The sequence below is a fragment of the Alteromonas sp. ABV2_168 genome (assembly GCF_056161165.1).
Window position 1 is genome coordinate 25,560 of record NZ_JBSWYQ010000003.1, and the last position, 20,272, is coordinate 45,831.

The following is a 20,272-nucleotide window of genomic DNA, read 5'->3' on the forward strand; positions in this document are numbered from 1 at the left end:
GGTAAGGCCGGATAAGTATAATCACAAGTCAATGCTCCCAACAACCAAATTTTTACAATAAATAAACGCAGATTACATTTCTGGTACGTAAATTACGTTCCGGTTATAGGTGGTATTTCTTTCTGTAAATCACTTAGTTAGTGGTTCTGATAAATACAATATTTCTATAAAACAATGATTTGGGTGTCTTTCCCGGTTTGTGCGACCCCTTTATTGCAATGTTGATGGTCTTCATTTACTCTCTGTAAGGTGGCCTTACCAGAGTTGTGAGGTTGTCGAAATGTGAACATAAAGGTGACCAATGAATACAGTCAGTAATACACAAGCCTCAATAGCGAAGTCGCATTCGCCATTATTAGCGATGAGTGCATTGTTTTTTTTCTGGGGCTTTCTGACAAGCTTGAATGATGTCTTGATTCCTCACCTTAAAAGTGCGTTTTCACTTAATTACACTCAAGCCATGTTGGTGCAATTTGCCTTTTTCGGTGCTTACTTTCTTGTGTCACTGCCTGCTGGTAAGTTAATTAGGCGCCTGGGTTTTAAAGCCGGCATTATCGCGGGCTTATTAACTACAGCGGTGGGCTGTCTATTATTTTACCCCGCTGCAGAAGTGAAGTTGTATGTGTTTTTCTTAGGGGGGCTATTTGTTCTCGCAAGTGGAATAACGATATTGCAAGTGACGGCAAATCCCTATGTGGCTGCGCTTGGCGATGAAAAAAGCGCATCAAGCCGGTTGAATTTTTGCCAGGGATTGAATTCTGTGGGGCACACCGTCGCCCCGTTCTTTGGCGGTGCGCTAATCATTGGGGCGAGCCAGCTCGAAGGGCCTGCTAATCCTGAGTCGGTCCAAATTCCTTACTTGTTGATTGCGTTGGCGCTGGTTGTGGTGGCGATTGTATTTAAGCGTTTTCCACTACCTAAAATTGCCGCAGAATCCGGGCAATCTGCAAGCCTGCAAGGAGAGGCTGTGAAAAAGCTCACCGCTCATCGCCATCTTGTTTTAGGTGCTGTGGCGATATTTTTGTATGTCGGTGCCGAAGTATCGATCGGTAGCTTTTTGATTAACTTTTTAAGTAGCGACGATATCGCAGGTCTCACTCATAAAGATGCAGCCACCTATCTGGGGCTTTATTGGGGCGCCGCTATGGTCGGGCGTTTCGCTGGTGCTTACATCATGCAGTACATCAAAGCGTCTTCAGCACTCACATTTAACGCTTTGGCGGCTATATTTCTGCTCGTTGTTGTGATGTCAGCCAGTGGCAATATCGCAATGTGGGCTGTGGTATTGATTGGACTGTGCAACTCCATCATGTTCCCCACCATTTTCTCACTGGGAATCCGTGGGTTAGGGGCAGCAACGGCTGAAGGTGCGGGTCTGTTGTGTCTGGCTATTGTTGGAGGTGCAATTTTGCCTGTTTTGCAGGGCATTGTAGCCGACACCCTGAGTATTCAGATGAGCTTTATCGTGCCGTTAGCCAGTTATGGATTTGTGACCTGGTATGCACAAAAAGGCAGCAAGCTGCCAAATGAACAATAGAGGGTTAGATTATGTTGGACTGTAAAAGCGAACAGGCATTAACGTCACACATTGAAGATATACTGGCGTTTTACGCCCCGAATGTAATGGACGAAGTTAACGGTGGTTTTCATCAGAACTATTACGACAATGGTGACATTTTCGAACCGGGGAAAAAGCACCTGGTGAGCTCCACCCGGATGATTTTCAACTATTGCAAAGCCTATCAGCACTTTCAACGTGAAGAAGACCTCCAACGCATTGAGCACGGTTTAGTGTATTTGCTTACCCGGCACTGGGATGAAGAACGTCAAGCGTATAATTGGTTGTTAGATGCTAATACACCTGTGGACCAAACCAACCATGCTTATGGATTAGCTTTCGTGATCCTCGCGCTCGCAACCTGTGTGAAAACAGGACTTAACAAGGCTGAGATACCTTTATATCAGGCGTGGGAAATACTCAACGAGCGTTTTTGGCAAGAGTCCGATGGTTGCTATGCCGATGAAGCCTCACCAGATTGGTCAACGTTAGGTACGTATCGCGGTCAGAATGCCAATATGCATTGCTGTGAAGCGTTATTAATTGCCTATGATGCAACAAAGGATAAGGCGTTTTTAAAACGTGCTTATACACTGGCAAAAACTTTCGCGGTAGAAAAAGCAGCACTGACGCAAGGACTGATTTGGGAACACTACCATGCTGATATGTCGATTGATTGGGAGTACAACAAAGACGACCCGAAAAATCTTTATCGTCCGTGGGGCTTCCAACCGGGCCACCAAACTGAATGGACTAAATTACTGTTAATTTTGCATCGTCATCAGCCCGAAAGCTGGATGGTGGAAAGAGCGCAAGCGCTATTTGATAGCGCACTGAACCTTTGCTGGGACGAGGAAAACGGCGGTATTTTTTATGGTCATGCCCCTGACGGTGAAATTTGCGACAGTGACAAATATTTCTGGGTACAAGCCGAGTCGTTAGCAGCGGCTGCGTTGTTAGCTAAAGCAACAGGTAATGATGCATATTGGCAATGGTATGAGAAAATTTGGGCGTATTGCTGGAGCGCCATGATTGACCACACATACGGCAGTTGGTTCCGTGTACTTACGGCGGACAACAAGCCTTACAACAATGAGAAAAGTCTGGCTGGCGCTAAGTGTGATTACCATACCCAGGGGGCGCTTTGGGAAATTATCGAACAGGCATTATAACTTTCGAAGAGTAACTATTTATGATTGAAACGTGGAGATGGTTTGGTCCTGATGACACCATTACCCTGGAAAAAATCAAACAGGCGGGCGCAGCCGGTGTGACTGGGGTTTGCTACAACTTTATGCCGGTAGTTGGTTGGACACGTACTAACCTCAACTATCAATTGTCCGATAAAACATACGCACTTCGTTTTGAATACTCTGACTTTGCGGCATACGACGTTTACATCATGCAACGACGGGGCAGAAGCAGATTACCCGGCAAGTTTGCTGGCGAAAGCCAAAGCCCGTCTGGATGTCATGTCAGAAGAACAGAAAGTCTTGCTTGAAAGGTTTGGCTGAATTACCTGGTGTGATAAGTGCGGTTTCGTACATTCAGACTCGTTAGTAGTATTTTCTGCAAGGAGAAAGGACAGTGGTATTGTGGTGGAAATCCAAAATGTGGATGTTCGTAATTTTATGTAGTGTTGGCCTGAGTGTGCAAAGTTGGGCCGGGCCTTTTTCACTGGTTGGGGAAGAAGGCGTAGCCACGCTGTTTGTTGATGAATCAGATGCGACAGTAGTACACAAATCAGCGGCTATGCTAGCCAGCGATGTGGCGGCAATCAGCGGTCACAAATTGTCACTCGCGTCACATTTTAGTCCGGTTCCTCACACTGCAATTATTGCCGGAACATTAGGTCAAAGCGCTTTGATCGACAGCTTAATTGAACAGGGAGACATTGACCCGTCCTCAATTCAAGGTCAGTGGGAACGCTATCAGATCTGGCTGAAGCCTGTTGCTATTTTGGGTGACAAACCGGCTTTAGTCGTTGTGGGCAGTGACCGGCGTGGTACTGCCTATGGTTTACTTTCATTGTCACGTCAGATGGGCGTGTCTCCATGGGAATGGTGGGCCGATGTCACGCCCGCTACACAGTATCCTTTGTCTGTTGACGTAAAAACATCAGTCTCTTCATCACCGGATGTTAAGTATCGTGGTATTTTCCTTAATGATGAGGATTGGGGCTTACAGATTTGGGCAGCGAAAAACTATGAGCCGGAAACCGGTGACATAGGGCCAAAAACTTATGCCCGCGTATTTGAACTGTTATTGCGTTTGCGGGCCAATACTATCTGGCCCGCTATGCATAAAACCACAACACCTTTTTATGCAATTCCTGAGAATAAACAAGTCGCTGACGATTACGGTATTGTTGTCGGTTCCTCCCATGCGGAACCTATGTTGTCGAATATCAACGGGGAATGGGACAAGGATGTAATGGGGCAATATCGTTACGATACAAATGCTGGCGCCGTAAAGCAGTTTTTCAGTCATCGAATTAGAGAAACAAAAGACTTTGAGAGTATCTACACCGTGGCGATGCGAGGTGAACATGACTCGCCAATGATCATGCGCGACAGCTCCATGGCTGATCAGGTAGCTTTGCTCGATAAGGTGATTACAGATCAAAGAAAGTTATTGTCTTCGATTACTGGCGAAGATGTCGATTCCATTCCGCAAGCTTTTGTGCCTTATAAAGAAGTATTAACTTACTACCAAAACGGCCTCGAAGTACCCGATGACATCACGTTAATGTGGACCGACGATAACTACGGTTATCTGCGACAACTCAGCAACCCCGAAGAGCAAAAACGCAGTGGTGGGGCGGGTATTTACTATCACACGTCTTATTGGGGGCGGCCTCATGATTATCTGTGGTTAAACTCGACTAACCCTGTTTTAATGTGGCAGGAAATTACAAAAGCGTGGGATCTCCACGCCAGAGAGCAATGGATATTGAATGTAGGGGATATTAAGCCTCACGAATACAATACCGAGTTATTTATGGACATTGCCTGGCAGCGAGATCAGTTTAATTCTGCGGATGATGTTTACTTGCAAATGGCGGAGTATTTTGCCCGCGACCTGTCGGCCGGGGCATCAGATAAACTGGTCGCTATATTCAAACAGTATTTTCATCTTGTGTATCAACGACGCCCTGAATTTATGGCCTGGAGTCATGTCGAACCAGTGTCATTGCCTCAGCCCGGCGAACTAACACAAACTCATTACGGTGATGAAGTGAGCGCACTTATCACCCAGTGGCAGGCGTTGATCAAAGAAGTTGAAACCTTACAACCGCAAATCGATGAGACCCGTCAGGATGCGTTTTACCAGTTGGCCTATTACCCTATTGTCGCGGCCGGGAATATGAGCCTCAAATGGCTTTACCATTATAAAAATGTCTTTGCTGCAGCCCAGGGCCGTGGTGATGCTGACTGGTATGCAGAACAGATGCTCTCGAGTTATCAAACCATCCGGGACATTACCCGTTATTACAATACTGAATTAGCTGGTGGTAAGTGGCAGCACATCATGTCTGCGTCTCCGCGCAACTTACCTGTGTTTGATATACCTTCTTCGGCACAGCCTCATCGAGAGCAGAAGCAGGCTGTAGGGTTTGTGTTAGAGGGCTTCGACATGCCTGCCAATTCGCGTATCACTAATAGCCATGCCCGCACCTTACCTGTATTTAATAGTTTTACCCGTAACCCGCGTTTTATTGATATTTATTTGAATGGCTCTGAAGCGAGAAAGTGGAGTATTTCTCCTCAACAACCTTGGATTAAATTATCTAAAACACAGGGAAGATTGAGCCAGGCTCATCCTCATGAACGGGTGTGGGTGGATATCGACTGGGGTAAAGTCCCTAAAGGTGAAGCTTTAAAAGAGCCACCACTAGGGCATGATCATCAGTTAATACCTCCTTCATATAAAGTGCCCGGCAAACTGATTTTTACGACAGAAGATTTTCAATCGGATATTAGTTTGAATGTGTTTAACCCTGATTTACCAGAATTGAAGAGTTTCGATGGCTACGTGGAAGATCTGGGATATGTGGTGTTGGATGCGGCCAATTTCCAGCGTCAAAAAAACGGGGAAAACCGTCGTTGGCAGAAAGTAGACAATTTGGGTTACAGCGGCAGCGTCATGAAAGCAGTCCCCGTTACCGCCGACCCGGAGTCGGCAGATCTTTTGTCTCTTGAAGGTCCTGCATTGGAATATGATTTTTATACGTTTAATCAAGGTATGGCTGAGATTAGTGTGAATGTGGTGCCGACTCACCCTATGTATGAAGGACGAGGCGTTCGTGTTGCCGTTGTTGTAGATGATAACAATCCTGAAATATTGGATTTTCGTACAGAAGGGCGCAGTGAGACGTGGAAGCAAAATGTTCTGAAAAACCAGGCGACCGGATCTATCCAGCAGCTTATCGACAAGCCCGGTAAACACACGTTGACCATTTACATGGTTGATTCAGGTGTCCTGGTAGACTCGATATTAATTGACCTGGGCGGCAAGAAGGCAAGTTATGCATTGCCCGCAGCCACTGTTAATAAAGCGTTTGAGAATCGCTGATAATCTACTGGTTAAATCCTGAACGCTGCCCCTGATTTACCTGTGTAGACATATGCAAGTATGTTTTATCAGTGGGCAGCGGCGTTGCGCGGCACCGGAGCCGGTTCACAGAATACAAAACCCTGTGCATACTGAATCGGCAGTTGCATCACTTTTTCCAGGGTATCGGCATCTTCGACATGTTCGGCCACAATACTCATATGCCGTGTTTTAGCCAGGTCGCAAATGCTGAGTATGAAATCCTCGATTTCTTCGCTGTGGTCGAGCCGGCGCAATAAGCCGCCGTCCAGTTTTACGCCCCGTATTGGCAGCGACATCAGTTTACGCACATTGCCGCTGCTTTTGCCCAGATTATCAATAAACACCCCCATTCCGCTGTGCATCGATTTATCGATAAAGCGCTTGAGGATTTCATATTGGTGGCTGGCAACGTCAGCACTGACTTCCACACATACCCGTGAAGGATTCGGATAGTTGGCAAGTTGGGTGATAAGCGAGTTCAGCAGCTCTTCGTTATTGAGATCAGAGGCATCCAGGTTGATGTTCCAGGGCGTATTGGATTCTTCGAAATACACCGCACTTTTGCAAAACATCATTTCAGCCAGTTGGTGAATATGGTTGTTACGTTCAATGAGGTACAGAAAATCGCTGGGCAGGAAAACCCGTTGCTCAGGCGTAACAAGCCGTGCAAGGCATTCATAACGCCATACAATTTCTGACCTGATATCGACGATTGGCTGAAAGTAAGGCACAATAGATTCGAGAGTGTAGCTGTCTGTTATTTCACGAATTGGCATGTCACTCGCCTCTGGCTATTCCTGTCTTTTCACTATAGCAGACGTTGTCAGATTACCCATTCTCTATTTTCACATATTCGTGTTAACCGTAATGATGGGCGGTATTTAAAGTCATTTGGCGTGATTATCACTACCGTTTAATCCGTCTTACACTTGGCGCAGGCGTGTTTCCGGGGTAAAGTTCGGCACTTTGTAAGATGCGTGCTAAGTTTTCATTGTCACTGACGATGTTTGTCAGGGTGCAGCCGGTGTTGTACTTTGCCTGTGGCGAAGCGCGGTTTGCTCCAATTTAATTAAGAGGTGTGTGGAGTGGGTGAAGCACAAGTCAGTCTGAAACATCTGTTTCGGGTCTTTACTAAACCTGAACACAAAGACTCAAAGCTCGCACAAATCGAACAGCATTTGTCCGATAACATTCTGGATTTTCTGTCTCAGCACGTAGTGACGAAAAAGACGTCGCTGGAAGAGGTTGAGCAGGATTTTTCTGATCCCTTTGTGCCGGAATCCCCTGAGTTTGTTTCTTCTCACGCTGAGTCGTTGCTGAACAAGCTGGTCGCCCATTCTGTCAATACCTATTCCCCGACCTTTATTGGTCATATGACCTCTGCGTTACCCTATTTTCATTTGCCACTGGCCAAATTGCTGGTGGGCCTGAATCAGAATCTGGTAAAAATCGAAACATCTAAAGCCTTTACACCGCTTGAACGGCAGGTACTGGGCATGATGCACAACCTGGTTTATGGCCAGGAAGACAGCTGGTATCAGCAGTATTTGCACAGCGCCAGACATGCACTGGGAGCGTTCTGCTCTGGTGGTACGGTGGCAAACATTACAGCGCTTTGGGTTGCGCGGAATAAAATTCTCGGGCCGGATAAGAAATTTGCCGGTGTGGCTAAGTCAGGTCTTGCTGCTGCTTACCGCCATTATGGTATTAACCAGATGGGCGTAATGTGTTCCCGCCGTGGTCACTACTCATTGTCTAAAGCCGTGGATGTGCTGGGGATCGGGCGTGACAACCTAATTACCCTGCCATGCCCGCAACAGACCCTGTCACCTGAACAGGCGCTTGCTGAAGGCCGTCGCTATCAGGAAGAAGGCAATAAGTTGCTGGCTCTGGTGGGTGTTGGCGGTACTACGGAAACCGGTCACGTTGATCCGCTGGATGAACTGGCAGATGTGGCCCGTGAGCTGGGTTGCTGGTTCCATGTGGATGCTGCCTGGGGCGGCGCTACGTTGTTTTCCGGCACGCACCGGAGCAAGCTTAAAGGCATAGAGCGTGCAGATTCAGTTACCATTGATGCGCATAAGCAAATGTACGTGCCCATGGGCGCTGGTATGGCACTGTTTAAGAATCCTGAAGACGCCAATGCTGTGCGCCATCATGCCCAGTACATTCTGCGTCAGGGTTCGAAAGACTTAGGTGCAACAACGCTGGAAGGCTCCAGAAATGGTATGGCGATGATGGTGTATGCGTCATTACATATTTTTGGCCGCCGGGGTTATGAACTGCTGATCGACCAGAGTATCAGTAAGGCAAAAGCCTTCGCCCGTATGATTTCAGAGCATCCTGATTTCGAACTGGTGACAGCACCCACATTATCCTTGCTGACTTACCGCGTTTGTCCGCCGGTTATACAGGAAAAACTGAAAACCGCTTCTGATGACGAGAAAGCACGCCTGAATCACAAAATTGATGCGCTGGTGGTGAATGTGCAAAAGCTGCAACGTGAAGCCGGTAAATCCTTCGTGTCACGTACCCGTCTTGAAAACCCGGACCTGAATCCGAAGCCGGTAACTGTATTTCGTGTAGTGCTGGCCAATCCGCTGACGACAGAGCAGGATTTAAAGAATATTCTGCAGGAACAGTCTGAAATCGCCCGCGCCCGCCATGCCTGGGCAGAGCTGGAGAAAGCCATTCCTTCTGCGGTTGCCGGTTAATATCTTCCGGTAAGCTCCGCAATATCGCAGTAACCTGCGGGATCAAAAAAGCCGCGCAAGGGTATTTAACCTTTGCGCGGCTTTTGTTTGTGCTTAGGCTACTTGCTAAAGTGAATATTGTCGATGAGACGGGTGTTGCCCAGATACGCAGCTACAAGGATCACGAACTCCGTCGACGCCGCAGTCGCATCGGTTAAGTCAGCAGCATTTTTAACTGCCAGATAATCCATGCGGAATCCGGACTTATTAATGTGAGCACTCACTGTCGATATAAGCGATTTTAAGTCTGTCTCGCCAGCCAGAATTGCGGCTTTCATATCGCACAGTTGCTGATAGATAACCGGTGCAATTTCACGTTCCTGCGCCGTGAGATAACCGTTGCGTGAACTCATTGCCAGGCCGGAGGCCTCTCTTTCGGTCGGCACCCCTTTGATTGACAGACCCATAGATAAGTCTTTCGCCATTAAACGGATAACCTGCAACTGCTGAAAATCCTTTTCACCGAAAAAGGCGGTATCCGGAGAAACCATATTAAACAGTTTACAAACAATGGTAGCGACACCACGGAAATGTCCCGGACGACTTTCGCCGCAAAGGATAGAGGAAATGCCCGGGACTTCGACAAAGGTTTGCTGCTCAAGGCCTCTGGGATACATTTCTGCCACTGATGGCAGAAAAACAGCATCTACGCCAAGGCTTTCAAGCTTTTCTTTATCTGCATCCAGTGTACGGGGATAGTTATCCAAATCTTCATTTTTCCCGAATTGCATCGGATTGACGAAAATCGATACCACCACAATATCGCACTCAGCTTTCGCTGCACGAACAAGCTGCATATGGCCATTATGCAAATTACCCATCGTCGGCACAAAGCCAACAGTTTTACCTGCCTGCACCCATGCGCTGCGTTGCGCACGTAAGTCTTCAACTGTTGTCAGAGATTTCATGAATTACTCGAAGCTGTGAGAGGCGCCCGGGAAAGCACCGCTTTGAACATCGCTGATATACTTTTGCACTGCTTTTCGCATATCACCGGTTTCTGCCAGAAAGTTCTTTGAGAACTTCGGCATGTAATTGGCTGAGATGCCGAACATATCGTGCATCACCAGAATCTGTCCGTCAGTACCGGCTCCTGCACCAATACCGATAACCGGAATGGACAGTGCTTCAGACACTTTTTTACCTAAAGAGGTCGGCACACACTCCAGCACCAGCAACTGCGCGCCGGCTTTTTCCAGCGCAAGGGCATCTTCAAGGAGTTTTGCCGCTTTATCTTCTTCACGGCCCTGTACTTTAAAGCCGCCAAAAACATGAACCGACTGCGGGGTAAGACCAAGGTGTCCGCACACAGGAACACTGCGCTCTACCAGGCCTCTGACAGTCTCTGCCAGCCACGCACCGCCTTCAATTTTCACCATGCTGGCACCGGCAGCCATCAGTCGGGCAGCGTTCTGATAAGCATGTTCAGGTGTGTCATAAGACATAAAAGGCATATCCGAAAGCACAAAAGCCCGTTTCGTACCTTTTCTCACCGCGCGGGTGTGATAAGCAATATCGTCTGTGGTGACGGGCAGGGTGTCTTCTTCACCTTGCAGCACCATGCCCAGTGAGTCACCGATAAGCAGGACATCAATATTCTGTTCATCGAACATCTTGGCAAAGCTTGCGTCATAGGCGGTGAGGGCGGTTATCTTCTCGCCGGCTGCTTTTTTGGTTTGAAGACCGGAAATGGTGATTTTTTTCATGGGAACAACCTCATTTGACACACCCCTGAGGGTGTTGAACAGATTGCGAACTATACGGATTTTAAGACTGATTGGAAGGCGTTATACGCCGAAGTCCCTCAAGATTGCAGCGGGACACCCACAAGGCGATGGGGTTACCGTCCGGCATGATCATAGATGGCGCAATTTCAAACAGCGGCACCATCACAAACTCCCTGGCGGCCATACCATAGTGAGGCAGGGTTAACTCAGCGGTGTTCATCCCGGTGTTGCCGTAAAGCAGCATGTCTAAATCAAGGGTTCGCGGGCCCCAGCGCTCACCTTTGCGCTCACGGCCATGACTGTTTTCAATATTCTGTAATGCCCGTAATAGTTCCACGGGTTCCAGTGCCGTTTCCAGCAGGCACACTGCGTTAATATAGTCCGGTTGATCCTGCGGACCCATAGGAGAGGAACAATACAGAGATGAACGGGCCAGAACACGGGTGTCAGCCAGTTCGCCCATAGCCTTTGTGGCAGCCTCAAGGGTTGCACCTGAATCGCCCAGATTACTGCCCAGACCAACGTAAACGTGTTCTTTATGCATTACCGGCATCCCGTTTTTCAGGTGAGCGGCGGCGCCGCTTTCGCGGGCCTGATGACTTGTTGCCTTCCGACTGGCGCAATGCGTTCAGTAACTTTTTTTGCTTACCCTGGTCGGCGTGCTGGAATTCGGTCCACCAGTCAGCCAGCTCCATTGTATTGCCACCTTCAATTTCGCCGCGGGCATGCAGGAAGTCATAACCGGCACGGAATTTAGGGTGCGACAGCAACTGAAATGCGCGGCGGCCAAAGCGTCGTGGTAAACGTTGTTGCAGGATCCAGATATCACGGATAACCGTGGAGAAACGTTTCGGGATCATAATACGTTGCACCTGACGGTGAATCACTTCACCGGAGGCAATATTAAAGGCGTCGTGCTGATTCAGGCCGCTTTCTGCCTGCAGCTTCTGCGCATGTTCTTCCAGCGGATACCATAGCAATGCCGCGTACAGGAAAGCCGGTGTTACCCGCTGGTTGCTGTTGATGCGCTCATCGGTATTTTCCAGCACTTTAAGAATAAACTGACACTCACGGCTGTCAGGATTTTTCGCAATGCTTTCTAACTGCGGGAATAACGGCGTTAACAACCCGTATTGCTGCAATAAGCGGAAGGTTTGCACACCGGCGCCGCCAAGGAACAGCTTCAGAGTTTCTTCAAATAATCTTGCCGGCGGAATGTTTGCCAGTAAGTGTGCCAGCTCAGGGATAGGTTTTGCTGTACGGGGCGTAATCGTCATGTCCAGCTTGGCAGCAAAACGGATAGCTCGTAGCATGCGCACCGGGTCTTCACGGTAACGGGTTTCCGGGTCACCAATTAAGTCTACCTCGCGGTTTTTAACGGCATCGCGGCCACGGGCGAAGTCGGTAACTGTAAAGTCAGCCACGCTGTAGTACATGGCATTGAAGGTGAAGTCCCGGCGTTCGGCGTCTTCTTCGATAGTACCGAACACGTTATCCCGGACCAGCTGGCCCTGCGCGTCCTGCTGACCCAGTTTATTGTCTGATTCGCCTTCACTGTGGTGACCACGGAAAGTGGCAACCTCAATGATTTCCCGGCCGAATACAATGTGGGCAAGGCGGAAACGGCGGCCGATCAGCCGGCAGTTTTTGAACAGGCTTTTAATTTGTTCCGGTGTGGCATTGGTAACGACATCGAAGTCTTTTGGCAGTTTACCCAGCATAAGGTCGCGGACACAGCCACCCACCAGGTACGCTTCAAAACCGGATTTATTGAGGCGGTACAGCACTTTCAGCGCGTTATCACTGATGTCTTCCCGTGAAATACCATGCTCGGCACGGGGAAGGGTATAGGCCTGTATCGTTGCTTCTGAGGCCGGGTCTTTACTTAATACCCGTTTTACCGTTTTAAACACGCGCGTAATGATGATGCTGTCTCCGAAAAATTAAATGCCACAAAAAATAAAGGGTCTATGATAAGTGGATTCTGACGCAGCGACAATAATTTCGCGCTGCCTTGGTATTCTATCACAACCCCAGTGTTCAACTGCCCATTGTAGCACTTCTGCCGGCGGAGCATTTTTAGCATCTTCCGGAAGAGCTAAGCCTAAGAAGGTCAGCGCTGCGGCGAGGTTTTCCGACGGGGTTAAGTTATTGAGGGCTGCAGCATGATTCTGTTTACTCAATTTGCGCCCTTCAGACACAGAGGCCACCGGAACATGGGCATACGCCGGCGCACGTGCCTGCAGCAATTTGTAAAGGCTTAAGTGCGTTGCTGTTGTGGTAAGCAGATCGCTGCCCCGTACAATATGGGTAACACCCTGGTGTATATCGTCGGCCACCACCACCAGATTGTAAGAAAATAATCCGTCGCGACGTTTGAGCACGGTGTCTTCAAAGGCGTGGGCGTCGGTAACGTGTACCCGTCCCATAATACGATCATCAAACCGGGTGACCGGAGAGGTCATCTTTAACCGGATTGCCGTGCCGTCACCAGTGAGATGTTTATCTCTGCAGGTGCCGGGGTATGTGCCGCCGGCTTCTTTAATCATCTTTCTCGTGCAACTGCACCGGTATGCCAGGCCTTGCCGGATAAACTGGTCTGTGAGCGCCTGATAACGGGCATGTTCTGCAGACTGATACATGACTTCACCGTCCCAGTGAAGATGGTGAGCTTCAAGTGTGTCCAGAATGAGTTTGTCGGCACCGCCAACGCAGCGGGGTTCGTCTATGTCTTCCATTCGCAGTAACCACTGCCCTTGATGATGTCTGGCATCAAGAAAGCTGGCAAGGGCGGCTATCAGCGAACCGAAATGAAGAGGACCTGAGGGAGAAGGGGCAAATCTGCCGGTATAAGAATGATGACCCGTCATAATATTACGAGTAAAAATGACTTAAGGCGCGGGTTTAGCACCGGCGCCCTGAGTATCAGAAAAGCGTTAGCCCTGAAGCTGCTTTTCTTTGATTTCTGCCATTGTTTTACAGTCGATACATAAATCAGCTGTAGGGCGTGCTTCCAGACGGCGGATACCAATTTCGATACCGCACTGATCACAGAAACCGAAATCATCGTCTTCAATGCGACGCATGGTTTTCTCGATTTTTTTAATCAGTTTACGTTCACGGTCACGTGTACGCAGTTCAAGGCTGAATTCTTCTTCCTGCGCTGCACGGTCGACTGGATCAGGGAAGTTGGCAGCTTCGTCTTTCATATGCGTCACAGTACGGTCTACTTCTTCACGCAACTGATCACGCCATGCTTTAAGCAACAAACGGAAATGCTCCATTTGCGCATCGTTCATGTATTCTTCGTCAGGCTTTGGCTGGTAAGGCTCAAGGCCGGCTAAGGCTAAAAGGCCCAGGGATTTCGTTTCTTTTCCTGTTGGCATGTGCCACATCTCCTACACTACGACACCCATATGTCCTGAACAACCGGGAATCTATAGCAGAATCGCTATGTTCAGGCAACCTTTGGTGTCAAAGTTACCCTTCCGTTATTTAATGCATCCATTGCTCTTCGAATGCAAAACGCCGGTGGCGTCTGTGCACCACAACGGTAAAAAGCAAGCCGCAAATATGGCGTTCCTTTGAGAAATTGCAACCCCTTTTTCACCAAATTACTGGTAGTGATTGATTTACCTTAATATTTTGTTCATTGATTTCGCAACCTAAAGCGATGATTTGCATTCCTTTATCGTGCGCAACCTTTACGGCTGCGGCATAGTTTGGATCAATGTGCTCTGCAACCCGTACTTCACGTATACCAGTATGCTGCACGCAAAACACCAGAGTCGCTGGCACGCCCGCTGCGGCCAGATTACCCAGTGTCTCGCAGTGTTTGGCGCCGCGGGTTGTTCTGGCATCGGGAAAGTAGCCTTTTCCCTCTTCCAGCAGAGTGACAGACTTCACTTCTATATAGGCATCGCCTTCAGCGGTTGTGATACGAAAATCGAAGCGGCTGTCGGCGCCGGGTGGTGTCACCTCTGCTTTCCAGTCCTGTACGTGAGAAAATTCGGCTATGGTATTGTTATCCAGTGCTTCCGCTACCAGTTTATTAGCATTATGTGTATTGATGCCGATGAAGTGTCCGTCAAAGGTTTTTGCCAGTTCCCAGGTGTAGGCCAGCTTGCGTTTGGGATTATTTGAGGGGCTGAGCCAGACCTCGTATCCCGGTTCGGCGCAGCCAGTCATTGCGCCGGTGTTCGGACAATGCGCAACCACTTCTTCGCCTGAATCCAGGGTTACATCGGCAAGAAACCGTTTGTAACGACGAATAAGCTTTCCGTGAAGTAAAGGCGTAGTAAACTGCATACAAATAACCAGTCAATTTAATTGTCTGAAGATAAAGAACACATTGTAACAAGCTAATAAGGAATTGTTATGTCGATTTTTTCTGTGTCACTTTCCACCGGAAAGGCGCCGGCTCACTGGGGCGAAAATGCCAGATTAAGCATGACAGCAGACGGTGCTGTTATCCATATTACTGAGAAAGGCGACAGCACAAGATTGATTCGTCAGGCGGGCCGTCGTATCGACGGACTCGGCATCGCTGAAGTTCAGCTGACCGGTGACTGGTCTAAAGAGCAACAATGGGCTTTTGCCCTGAGTTATACCCGTGCGAGAAAGCCCGGATCAATCCGCTGGGCAGACACCGGTGATGTTGCTGAGTTAGATAAAGCGTATGCCGCCTTGTTGTTTACCCGCAGTCTGGTGAACGACACCCCTGAAGATTTATCACCTGAAACCCTTGCCGGTCGTGCAGCACAGTGGATTCAGTCGCTGGGCGGAGACAAGGTCTCTTACAGTATGACAGTGGGTGAAGCACTGCAGAAAGCTGGCTGGACTGGTATTTATAACGTCGGTCGTGGCAGCGAGCGTCCGCCGGTGTTACTGGAGCTGGACTATAACCCCACCGGCAACAACGATGCACCGGTCGATGCTGTGCTGGTAGGTAAAGGCATCACCTTTGACAGTGGTGGTTACAGCATTAAATCCAGTGAAGGGATGCTGGATATGAAATGTGATATGGGCGGCGCGGCAACAGTAACCGGTGCCCTCGGACTGGCTATCAGTCAGGGACTCAAAAAGCGTGTGAAACTGCTTTTATGTTGCGCTGAAAACCTGATTAGCGGTCACGCATACAAGTTGGGCGATGTACTGACCTATAAAAACGGGCTTACAGTAGAAATCGTCAATACCGATGCAGAGGGTCGTCTGGTGCTTGCTGATGGCTTGATCCGTGCAACTGAAACTGGTGCTCCCCTTATAATTAACGCGGCAACGCTGACCGGTGCAGCAACGGTTGCATTAGGTAATGACTACCATGCTGTTTTCAGTATGGATGATGACGCCAGACAAGCGATGCTTGAAGCAGGTAAAGCCGAGGGCGAGGGCTTCTGGCCATTGCCGCTGGAAAAATGGCATCAGGATAAGTGTCCGTCTGCTTTTGCTGATACTGCCAACAGTCGTCCTATGAAAGGAGGCGGTGGCGGCGGCGCCTCAAATGCAGCCGGTTTCTTATCCCGTTTTGTTAATGAAGAAGGTAAGGGCTGGGTACACCTGGATCTGGCTGCAGCTTACAACGGCAGCGCTACACCGGAAATGCCGGCAGGTGCAACAGGTATTGGTATCCGCAGTATTGCGCGAATGCTGCAGCAGAACTGAACACTGATGAACAGATAAAGAAAAGCCCCCGGTTTTTACGAATAATGCCGGGGGCTTTTTCATTCTGAATTAAAAATGAAGCAGGTCAGATGCCGCCTAACCGTTCAGCCAGCACTTTATAACGCTCCACATCGCCCTTATCGAACAGCGGTTTACCTTCGCTATCCTTCTCTTTTGCAACTAAAAGGCTCTCTCTTTCAAGGCGCTCTACGCGGATAGGCTGTACGTCAAGAAATGTCGCCACTTCTTCAATAGACATCAAACTCATAGTTCTCATTCCTGTCTGATTAGATAGTAAAATCAACGCGTAAATGCGACAATCCTGCGCTAATCTATCATTCTTATTTACGCTGTTGGCTAAATTTCCGTTTTTAACCGGAAATCTAAACATAGCAGCGGGTCCGGGTAAGTCCAATTACACTTTAGGGGAGAATCTCTTTCATGGATACGTGGTCTGCGGCCATCATGTTATTTCTGATCATGGATCCACTGGGGAATCTGCCGGTGTTTATGTCGGTGCTGAAGACCATCGAGCCTAAACGACGCCGTGTCATACTGGTGCGGGAACTAGTATTTGCACTTATCATTTTGCTGATATTTCTGTTCAGCGGTCAGGCTGTGCTGGATTTCCTGAATGTCCGTCAGGAAACCGTGAGTATTGCCGGTGGTATCATTCTGTTCCTGATTGCTCTGAAAATGATATTCCCTCCGCAGTCGGGTAACGCGCTGGGGCTGGCCGTGGGGGAAGAGCCGTTCCTGGTTCCGTTGGCAATACCTATGATTGCGGGCCCGTCGACCCTGGCTGCACTTATTCTGATTGCTAACCAGGCGCCGGACAGAATGACGGACTGGACGATTGCATTGGGAGCAGCCTGGGTAATCAGCGCGATCATTTTGCTATTCTCTGAAGTGTTTCACCGCTTATTGGGTGAGCGCGGCTTAACCGCCATGGAACGTCTGATGGGGATGATTCTGGTGATGATTTCAATACAAATGTTTTTAGATGGTGTCAGCCATTACTTTCAACATGCTTCCGGAGCGATACAATAATGAAAAAACTGTCTACATTTGCACGGGTGAGACAACTGGAAGGATGGCGTGCCGTTGCCTTCAGCGCTGCGCTGCTGGAGCGGATGTTACCGAATTATGCGTTATTTAAAGAAGTCACGGGCTTTGATGATGAAGGCGTTTGCAAAAACTGTTTATCTTTATTGTGGGAATCGGTACGCAGCCCGAAAAGCAAAATCAACTTTTCTGTTCAGCTTGAGAAAGTAGAGTGCGTCACCCCTGATACCGCAGATTACGACACCTTCGGTGTTTACCCTGCTATCGATGCAACAATCGCTCTGGCTGCGGCGATTGGCCTTGTGCTGAAGCAGGATCTGCAAGGGGCTGTGGTGGTCAGTAAGCTGTCGCAGGGCAGTGTGGAAGCTTACCTGCTGGCATCCGGCGTTGACGAAGAAGACATTAAAGGCCATCCGCTGATGGTATTTGAAGTAGAGCTGCAAAACGCCATGCTCGACCTGCTGGAAAAGGACGGCAGTCCGCTGTCCACCTGCGACGAACTCAAGGCCCTCGCTCTCGAAGAAGGCATCTCCAACATCGGCCTCGAAATCAATCCTGAGGCGTGAGCCCTTTCGGGGGATCGGCGTGTAGTTCGGGAACACGCCGTAAATCCATCCCTGGAGGCTTGGCAGTCGCATCCCTGCGACTGACAGTTTCCGAACTACACACCTTCACCGCCTGCGGGCTCACTGCGTACAGCAGTGCCCGACAACCGCATTAACGCCTGCCTCTGGCTTAACCGCTCAGTCAGTCTTCCAGTGATAGCAAGCAGTACATCACCTGTGCGAGTTTCTTTTCTTTAACTACCTGCAGGCGTTCGCTGATGAGCGGGGAGGGGGCGTTGATTTCCTGCTCGACGTAAATTACACCGTCGGGTTTCAAAAGATTCCGGCTTAGAATGACTTGCAGAACCGGTTCAACGAGGCCGTGATTGAAGGGGGGATCGATGAAAATAATATCGAACTGCTTGTCTGTGGAAGACAATACCTGAACAGCATCGCCATTGATCACTTCACCATTTGCAGACATTGCTGAAAGGTTGGTTTTCAGTTGTGCGGCCACATTTCTGTCTTTCTCAATGAATGTGCAATGTCCGGCATAGCGGGAAAGTGCTTCAAAGCCAAGTCCGCCTGAGCCTGCAAAAGCGTCGAGACAGTGAGCGTCGGGTAAATCATGCATCAGCCAGTTGAACAGGGTTTCTCTGTTCCTGTCTGTAGTGGGACGTAACCCGTCCACATCTGCCACGGGCAGTTTCCGGCCGCGATACTGACCTGAAATGATCCTGACGTTGCCTGATTTCGTCTTTTGTGTCTGAGGCTTTCTGGATACTCGCTTCATAGGGGCTGACAATGTATGATAACGGCTATTGAAAGCCGGCCAGTGTAGCCGAATTTTGCCGATTTACTAAGGATTTGACCAAACAATGTCGAAACTTTTTGGCTGGTTCAGAAAGAACAAGCAACCTGAAAAAGAACAAAGTGAAGTAAAGCCGCAGGAAAGCAACGCGGTTGAGACGCCAGAAACAGAAGTGCCTGAGCCTGCGCAAAGTAATGTTGAAGCTGAGGCCCCTGCCGGAGAAACTAAACCTGAAGATGCTGTACTTAAAGAGCCCGTAATTGAAGCGGAAGTGGATACGCCGGTTGAACCGCATGATATCGTTAAGGCTCAGCCAGAAAGCTCTGCTGCAGTGCAGTCTGAACCCGAAGTACCTGCATTTGATGAGCCTGCACCAGAGCCGTTAATACGGAAAACTGGACCTGAGGATGCAACCGGACCGGGATGGGTTGAGTCTGAGAAGGTAACCCAACAGGTAAAACAAGACGAAGTTCAGCCGGAAGTTGTTTCTGACGAAGACATTACGCCGGAAGAAATGACGCCGGTTGTCGCCGCCGTGCCTGAACCTGAGCCGGAAGTAGAATCTGAGCCGGAACCTGTTGTTGAAGCAAAGCCCGAAGCCAAAGAAGAGAAAAAGTCTCTTTTCAGTCGCCTGAAAGCCAGCTTATCGCGCACTAAAACAAACCTTGGCAGTGGCTTTATCAGTTTGTTCCGCGGCAAAGCCATCGACGATGATTTGTATGAAGAGCTTGAAACTCAGTTGCTGGTGGCTGATGTGGGCATGGACACCACACAGAAAATCATCAACAAACTTACAGACAGTGCAAAACGTTCGCAACTCAAGGACGCTGAGGCGCTGGTGGATATCCTTAAAGGCCAGATGCGTGAGATGCTCAAATCTGTTGATCGCCCGCTGGCTGAAGATATGAAACAGCATAATGCGGGTAGCGGACCATACGTCATTCTGATGGTGGGCGTTAACGGTGTGGGTAAAACCACCACCATCGGTAAACTGGCAAAACAGTTCCAGCAACAGGGTAAGAAAGTCATGCTGGCTGCGGGTGATACCTTTCGTGCTGCCGCCGTTGAACAGCTTCAGGTTTGGGGAGAGCGTAACAAGATTCCTGTTATCGCCCAGCCCACAGGCTCAGACAGTGCATCTGTATTGTATGACGCTCTGGAAGCCGCAAAATCCCGTGGTACAGATATTCTTATCGCGGATACCGCCGGCCGCCTGCAGAATAAAAATAACCTGATGGAAGAACTGAAAAAAGTGGTTCGGGTAATGAAGAAACTCAACCCGGACGCACCTCATGAAGTCATGCTCACACTAGATGCAGGAACGGGCCAGAATGCAGTAAGTCAGGCGAAGCTGTTCAACGAAGCCGTAGGTCTGACAGGTTTAACGCTGACCAAGTTGGACGGTACTGCTAAAGGCGGCGTGATTTTCTCTATCGCTGACCAGTTCGGTATTCCAATCCGTTACATTGGTGTGGGTGAGGGAATTGACGACTTGCGCACATTTAACGGCGATGAATTCATCGACGCACTTTTCAGTGAGAGCGAAAACGATTAAC

Annotated in this window: 19 protein-coding genes; 9 read left to right on the top strand and 10 right to left on the bottom strand. The window is 49.0% G+C overall.

Features of this window, described 5'->3' with window-relative positions; genetic code table 11:
• Positions 1–301 precede the first annotated feature (301 nt).
• The 4 genes from ACXAH4_RS05665 to ACXAH4_RS05680 all read left to right on the top strand — a co-directional run bounded on the left by ACXAH4_RS05665 (position 302) and on the right by ACXAH4_RS05680 (position 6,133).
• Positions 302–1,537 carry a sugar MFS transporter gene (locus tag ACXAH4_RS05665; RefSeq protein ID WP_474845315.1) on the top strand — a complete coding sequence of 412 codons (1,236 nt, stop codon included), beginning with the start codon at positions 302–304 and terminating at the stop codon, positions 1,535–1,537.
• A 14-nt stretch (positions 1,538–1,551) separates the two neighbouring features.
• Complete coding sequence (locus ACXAH4_RS05670) at positions 1,552–2,730, top strand: AGE family epimerase/isomerase (RefSeq protein WP_474845375.1); 1,179 nt, start codon at positions 1,552–1,554, stop codon at positions 2,728–2,730.
• 20 nt (positions 2,731–2,750) lie between these two features.
• Positions 2,751–3,059 carry a mannonate dehydratase gene (locus ACXAH4_RS05675; protein WP_474852186.1) on the top strand — a complete coding sequence of 103 codons (309 nt, stop codon included), beginning with the start codon at positions 2,751–2,753 and terminating at the stop codon, positions 3,057–3,059.
• 110 nt (positions 3,060–3,169) lie between these two features.
• Positions 3,170–6,133 carry a glycosyl hydrolase 115 family protein gene (locus ACXAH4_RS05680; RefSeq protein ID WP_474881111.1) on the top strand — a complete coding sequence of 988 codons (2,964 nt, stop codon included), beginning with the start codon at positions 3,170–3,172 and terminating at the stop codon, positions 6,131–6,133.
• A 68-nt stretch (positions 6,134–6,201) separates the two neighbouring features.
• Here ACXAH4_RS05680 and ACXAH4_RS05685 read toward each other — a convergent pair whose 3' ends face one another.
• Positions 6,202–6,930, bottom strand: coding sequence for an EAL domain-containing protein (locus ACXAH4_RS05685; RefSeq protein WP_474845312.1), 729 nt, complete (start codon positions 6,928–6,930; stop codon positions 6,202–6,204).
• Between the two features lie 309 nt (positions 6,931–7,239).
• Between ACXAH4_RS05685 and panP the strand changes: the two genes are divergently transcribed.
• Positions 7,240–8,868 carry a pyridoxal-dependent aspartate 1-decarboxylase PanP gene (panP, locus tag ACXAH4_RS05690; RefSeq protein WP_474845310.1) on the top strand — a complete coding sequence of 543 codons (1,629 nt, stop codon included), beginning with the start codon at positions 7,240–7,242 and terminating at the stop codon, positions 8,866–8,868.
• Positions 8,869–8,966: 98 nt separating this feature from the next.
• Here the strand turns inward: panP and panC are convergent, their stop codons facing one another.
• From panC to sfsA, 7 genes are all read right to left on the bottom strand, one after another.
• On the bottom strand, positions 8,967–9,815 hold the full coding sequence (gene panC / locus ACXAH4_RS05695) for a pantoate--beta-alanine ligase (protein ID WP_474881112.1): 849 nt from the start codon (positions 9,813–9,815) through the stop codon (positions 8,967–8,969).
• Positions 9,816–9,818: 3 nt separating this feature from the next.
• The gene (gene panB, locus ACXAH4_RS05700) at positions 9,819–10,613 is read right to left on the bottom strand and encodes a 3-methyl-2-oxobutanoate hydroxymethyltransferase (protein WP_119499914.1); all 795 of its coding nucleotides are present in this window, start codon (positions 10,611–10,613) and stop codon (positions 9,819–9,821) included.
• A 61-nt stretch (positions 10,614–10,674) separates the two neighbouring features.
• The gene (gene folK / locus ACXAH4_RS05705) at positions 10,675–11,178 is read right to left on the bottom strand and encodes a 2-amino-4-hydroxy-6-hydroxymethyldihydropteridine diphosphokinase (RefSeq protein ID WP_474845305.1); all 504 of its coding nucleotides are present in this window, start codon (positions 11,176–11,178) and stop codon (positions 10,675–10,677) included.
• The gene (gene pcnB, locus ACXAH4_RS05710; RefSeq protein WP_303573946.1) at positions 11,171–12,493 is read right to left on the bottom strand and encodes a polynucleotide adenylyltransferase PcnB; all 1,323 of its coding nucleotides are present in this window, start codon (positions 12,491–12,493) and stop codon (positions 11,171–11,173) included. The genes folK and pcnB overlap by 8 nt, the downstream gene beginning before the upstream one ends.
• Positions 12,494–12,577: 84 nt before the next feature.
• A complete protein-coding gene (gene gluQRS / locus ACXAH4_RS05715) occupies positions 12,578–13,504 on the bottom strand; it encodes a tRNA glutamyl-Q(34) synthetase GluQRS (RefSeq protein WP_474845303.1) in 927 nt (308 codons plus the stop codon).
• 66 nt (positions 13,505–13,570) lie between these two features.
• Complete coding sequence (gene dksA, locus ACXAH4_RS05720) at positions 13,571–14,020, bottom strand: RNA polymerase-binding protein DksA (RefSeq protein WP_119503274.1); 450 nt, start codon at positions 14,018–14,020, stop codon at positions 13,571–13,573.
• 220 nt (positions 14,021–14,240) lie between these two features.
• Complete coding sequence (gene sfsA / locus ACXAH4_RS05725; protein ID WP_474845301.1) at positions 14,241–14,942, bottom strand: DNA/RNA nuclease SfsA; 702 nt, start codon at positions 14,940–14,942, stop codon at positions 14,241–14,243.
• A gap of 69 nt (positions 14,943–15,011) precedes the next feature.
• Here sfsA and pepB point away from each other — a divergent pair, with 69 nt between their 5' ends.
• Positions 15,012–16,295, top strand: coding sequence for an aminopeptidase PepB (pepB, locus tag ACXAH4_RS05730; RefSeq protein ID WP_474845299.1), 1,284 nt, complete (start codon positions 15,012–15,014; stop codon positions 16,293–16,295).
• Positions 16,296–16,380: 85 nt separating this feature from the next.
• Here the strand turns inward: pepB and ACXAH4_RS05735 are convergent, their stop codons facing one another.
• A complete protein-coding gene (locus ACXAH4_RS05735; protein WP_119499919.1) occupies positions 16,381–16,563 on the bottom strand; it encodes a helix-turn-helix domain-containing protein in 183 nt (60 codons plus the stop codon).
• 173 nt (positions 16,564–16,736) lie between these two features.
• On the opposite strand from ACXAH4_RS05735, the gene ACXAH4_RS05740 reads away from it, so the two are divergent.
• Together ACXAH4_RS05740 and ACXAH4_RS05745 are read left to right on the top strand one after the other, a co-directional pair.
• Positions 16,737–17,345 (top strand): YhgN family NAAT transporter, encoded by a 609-nt coding sequence (locus tag ACXAH4_RS05740; RefSeq protein ID WP_119499920.1) that lies wholly within the window; start codon positions 16,737–16,739, stop codon positions 17,343–17,345.
• The gene (locus tag ACXAH4_RS05745) at positions 17,345–17,926 is read left to right on the top strand and encodes a YjaG family protein (protein WP_474845296.1); all 582 of its coding nucleotides are present in this window, start codon (positions 17,345–17,347) and stop codon (positions 17,924–17,926) included. The genes ACXAH4_RS05740 and ACXAH4_RS05745 overlap by 1 nt, the downstream gene beginning before the upstream one ends.
• Before the next feature lie 181 nt (positions 17,927–18,107).
• Here the strand turns inward: ACXAH4_RS05745 and rsmD are convergent, their stop codons facing one another.
• Entirely contained in the window at positions 18,108–18,698 is a 591-nt protein-coding gene (gene rsmD, locus ACXAH4_RS05750) for a 16S rRNA (guanine(966)-N(2))-methyltransferase RsmD (RefSeq protein WP_474881114.1), read from the bottom strand.
• A gap of 85 nt (positions 18,699–18,783) precedes the next feature.
• Here rsmD and ftsY point away from each other — a divergent pair, with 85 nt between their 5' ends.
• Positions 18,784–20,271: a signal recognition particle-docking protein FtsY gene (gene ftsY / locus ACXAH4_RS05755; RefSeq protein ID WP_474881116.1), complete on the top strand. Its 1,488-nt coding sequence runs from the start codon at positions 18,784–18,786 to the stop codon at positions 20,269–20,271.
• The last annotated feature ends 1 nt before the right edge of the window (position 20,272 follow it).

Bases quoted from the DNA above. Each gene is read 5' to 3' on its own strand.
- ACXAH4_RS05680 (WP_474881111.1), top strand. From the start codon at position 3,170: ATGTGGATGTTCGTAATTTTATGTAGTGTTGGCCTGAGTGTGCAAAGT.
- gluQRS (WP_474845303.1), bottom strand. From the start codon at position 13,504: ATGACGGGTCATCATTCTTATACCGGCAGATTTGCCCCTTCTCCCTCA.
- dksA (WP_119503274.1), bottom strand. From the start codon at position 14,020: ATGCCAACAGGAAAAGAAACGAAATCCCTGGGCCTTTTAGCCTTAGCC.
- ACXAH4_RS05740 (WP_119499920.1), top strand. From the start codon at position 16,737: ATGGATACGTGGTCTGCGGCCATCATGTTATTTCTGATCATGGATCCA.
- sfsA (WP_474845301.1), bottom strand. From the start codon at position 14,942: ATGCAGTTTACTACGCCTTTACTTCACGGAAAGCTTATTCGTCGTTAC.
- ftsY (WP_474881116.1), top strand. From the start codon at position 18,784: ATGTCGAAACTTTTTGGCTGGTTCAGAAAGAACAAGCAACCTGAAAAA.
- ACXAH4_RS05745 (WP_474845296.1), top strand. From the start codon at position 17,345: ATGAAAAAACTGTCTACATTTGCACGGGTGAGACAACTGGAAGGATGG.
- pepB (WP_474845299.1), top strand. From the start codon at position 15,012: ATGTCGATTTTTTCTGTGTCACTTTCCACCGGAAAGGCGCCGGCTCAC.
- folK (WP_474845305.1), bottom strand. From the start codon at position 11,178: ATGCATAAAGAACACGTTTACGTTGGTCTGGGCAGTAATCTGGGCGAT.
- panC (WP_474881112.1), bottom strand. From the start codon at position 9,815: ATGAAATCTCTGACAACAGTTGAAGACTTACGTGCGCAACGCAGCGCA.
- ACXAH4_RS05675 (WP_474852186.1), top strand. From the start codon at position 2,751: ATGATTGAAACGTGGAGATGGTTTGGTCCTGATGACACCATTACCCTG.
- ACXAH4_RS05685 (WP_474845312.1), bottom strand. From the start codon at position 6,930: ATGCCAATTCGTGAAATAACAGACAGCTACACTCTCGAATCTATTGTG.
- rsmD (WP_474881114.1), bottom strand. From the start codon at position 18,698: ATGAAGCGAGTATCCAGAAAGCCTCAGACACAAAAGACGAAATCAGGC.
- panB (WP_119499914.1), bottom strand. From the start codon at position 10,613: ATGAAAAAAATCACCATTTCCGGTCTTCAAACCAAAAAAGCAGCCGGC.
- ACXAH4_RS05665 (WP_474845315.1), top strand. From the start codon at position 302: ATGAATACAGTCAGTAATACACAAGCCTCAATAGCGAAGTCGCATTCG.
- ACXAH4_RS05735 (WP_119499919.1), bottom strand. From the start codon at position 16,563: ATGAGTTTGATGTCTATTGAAGAAGTGGCGACATTTCTTGACGTACAG.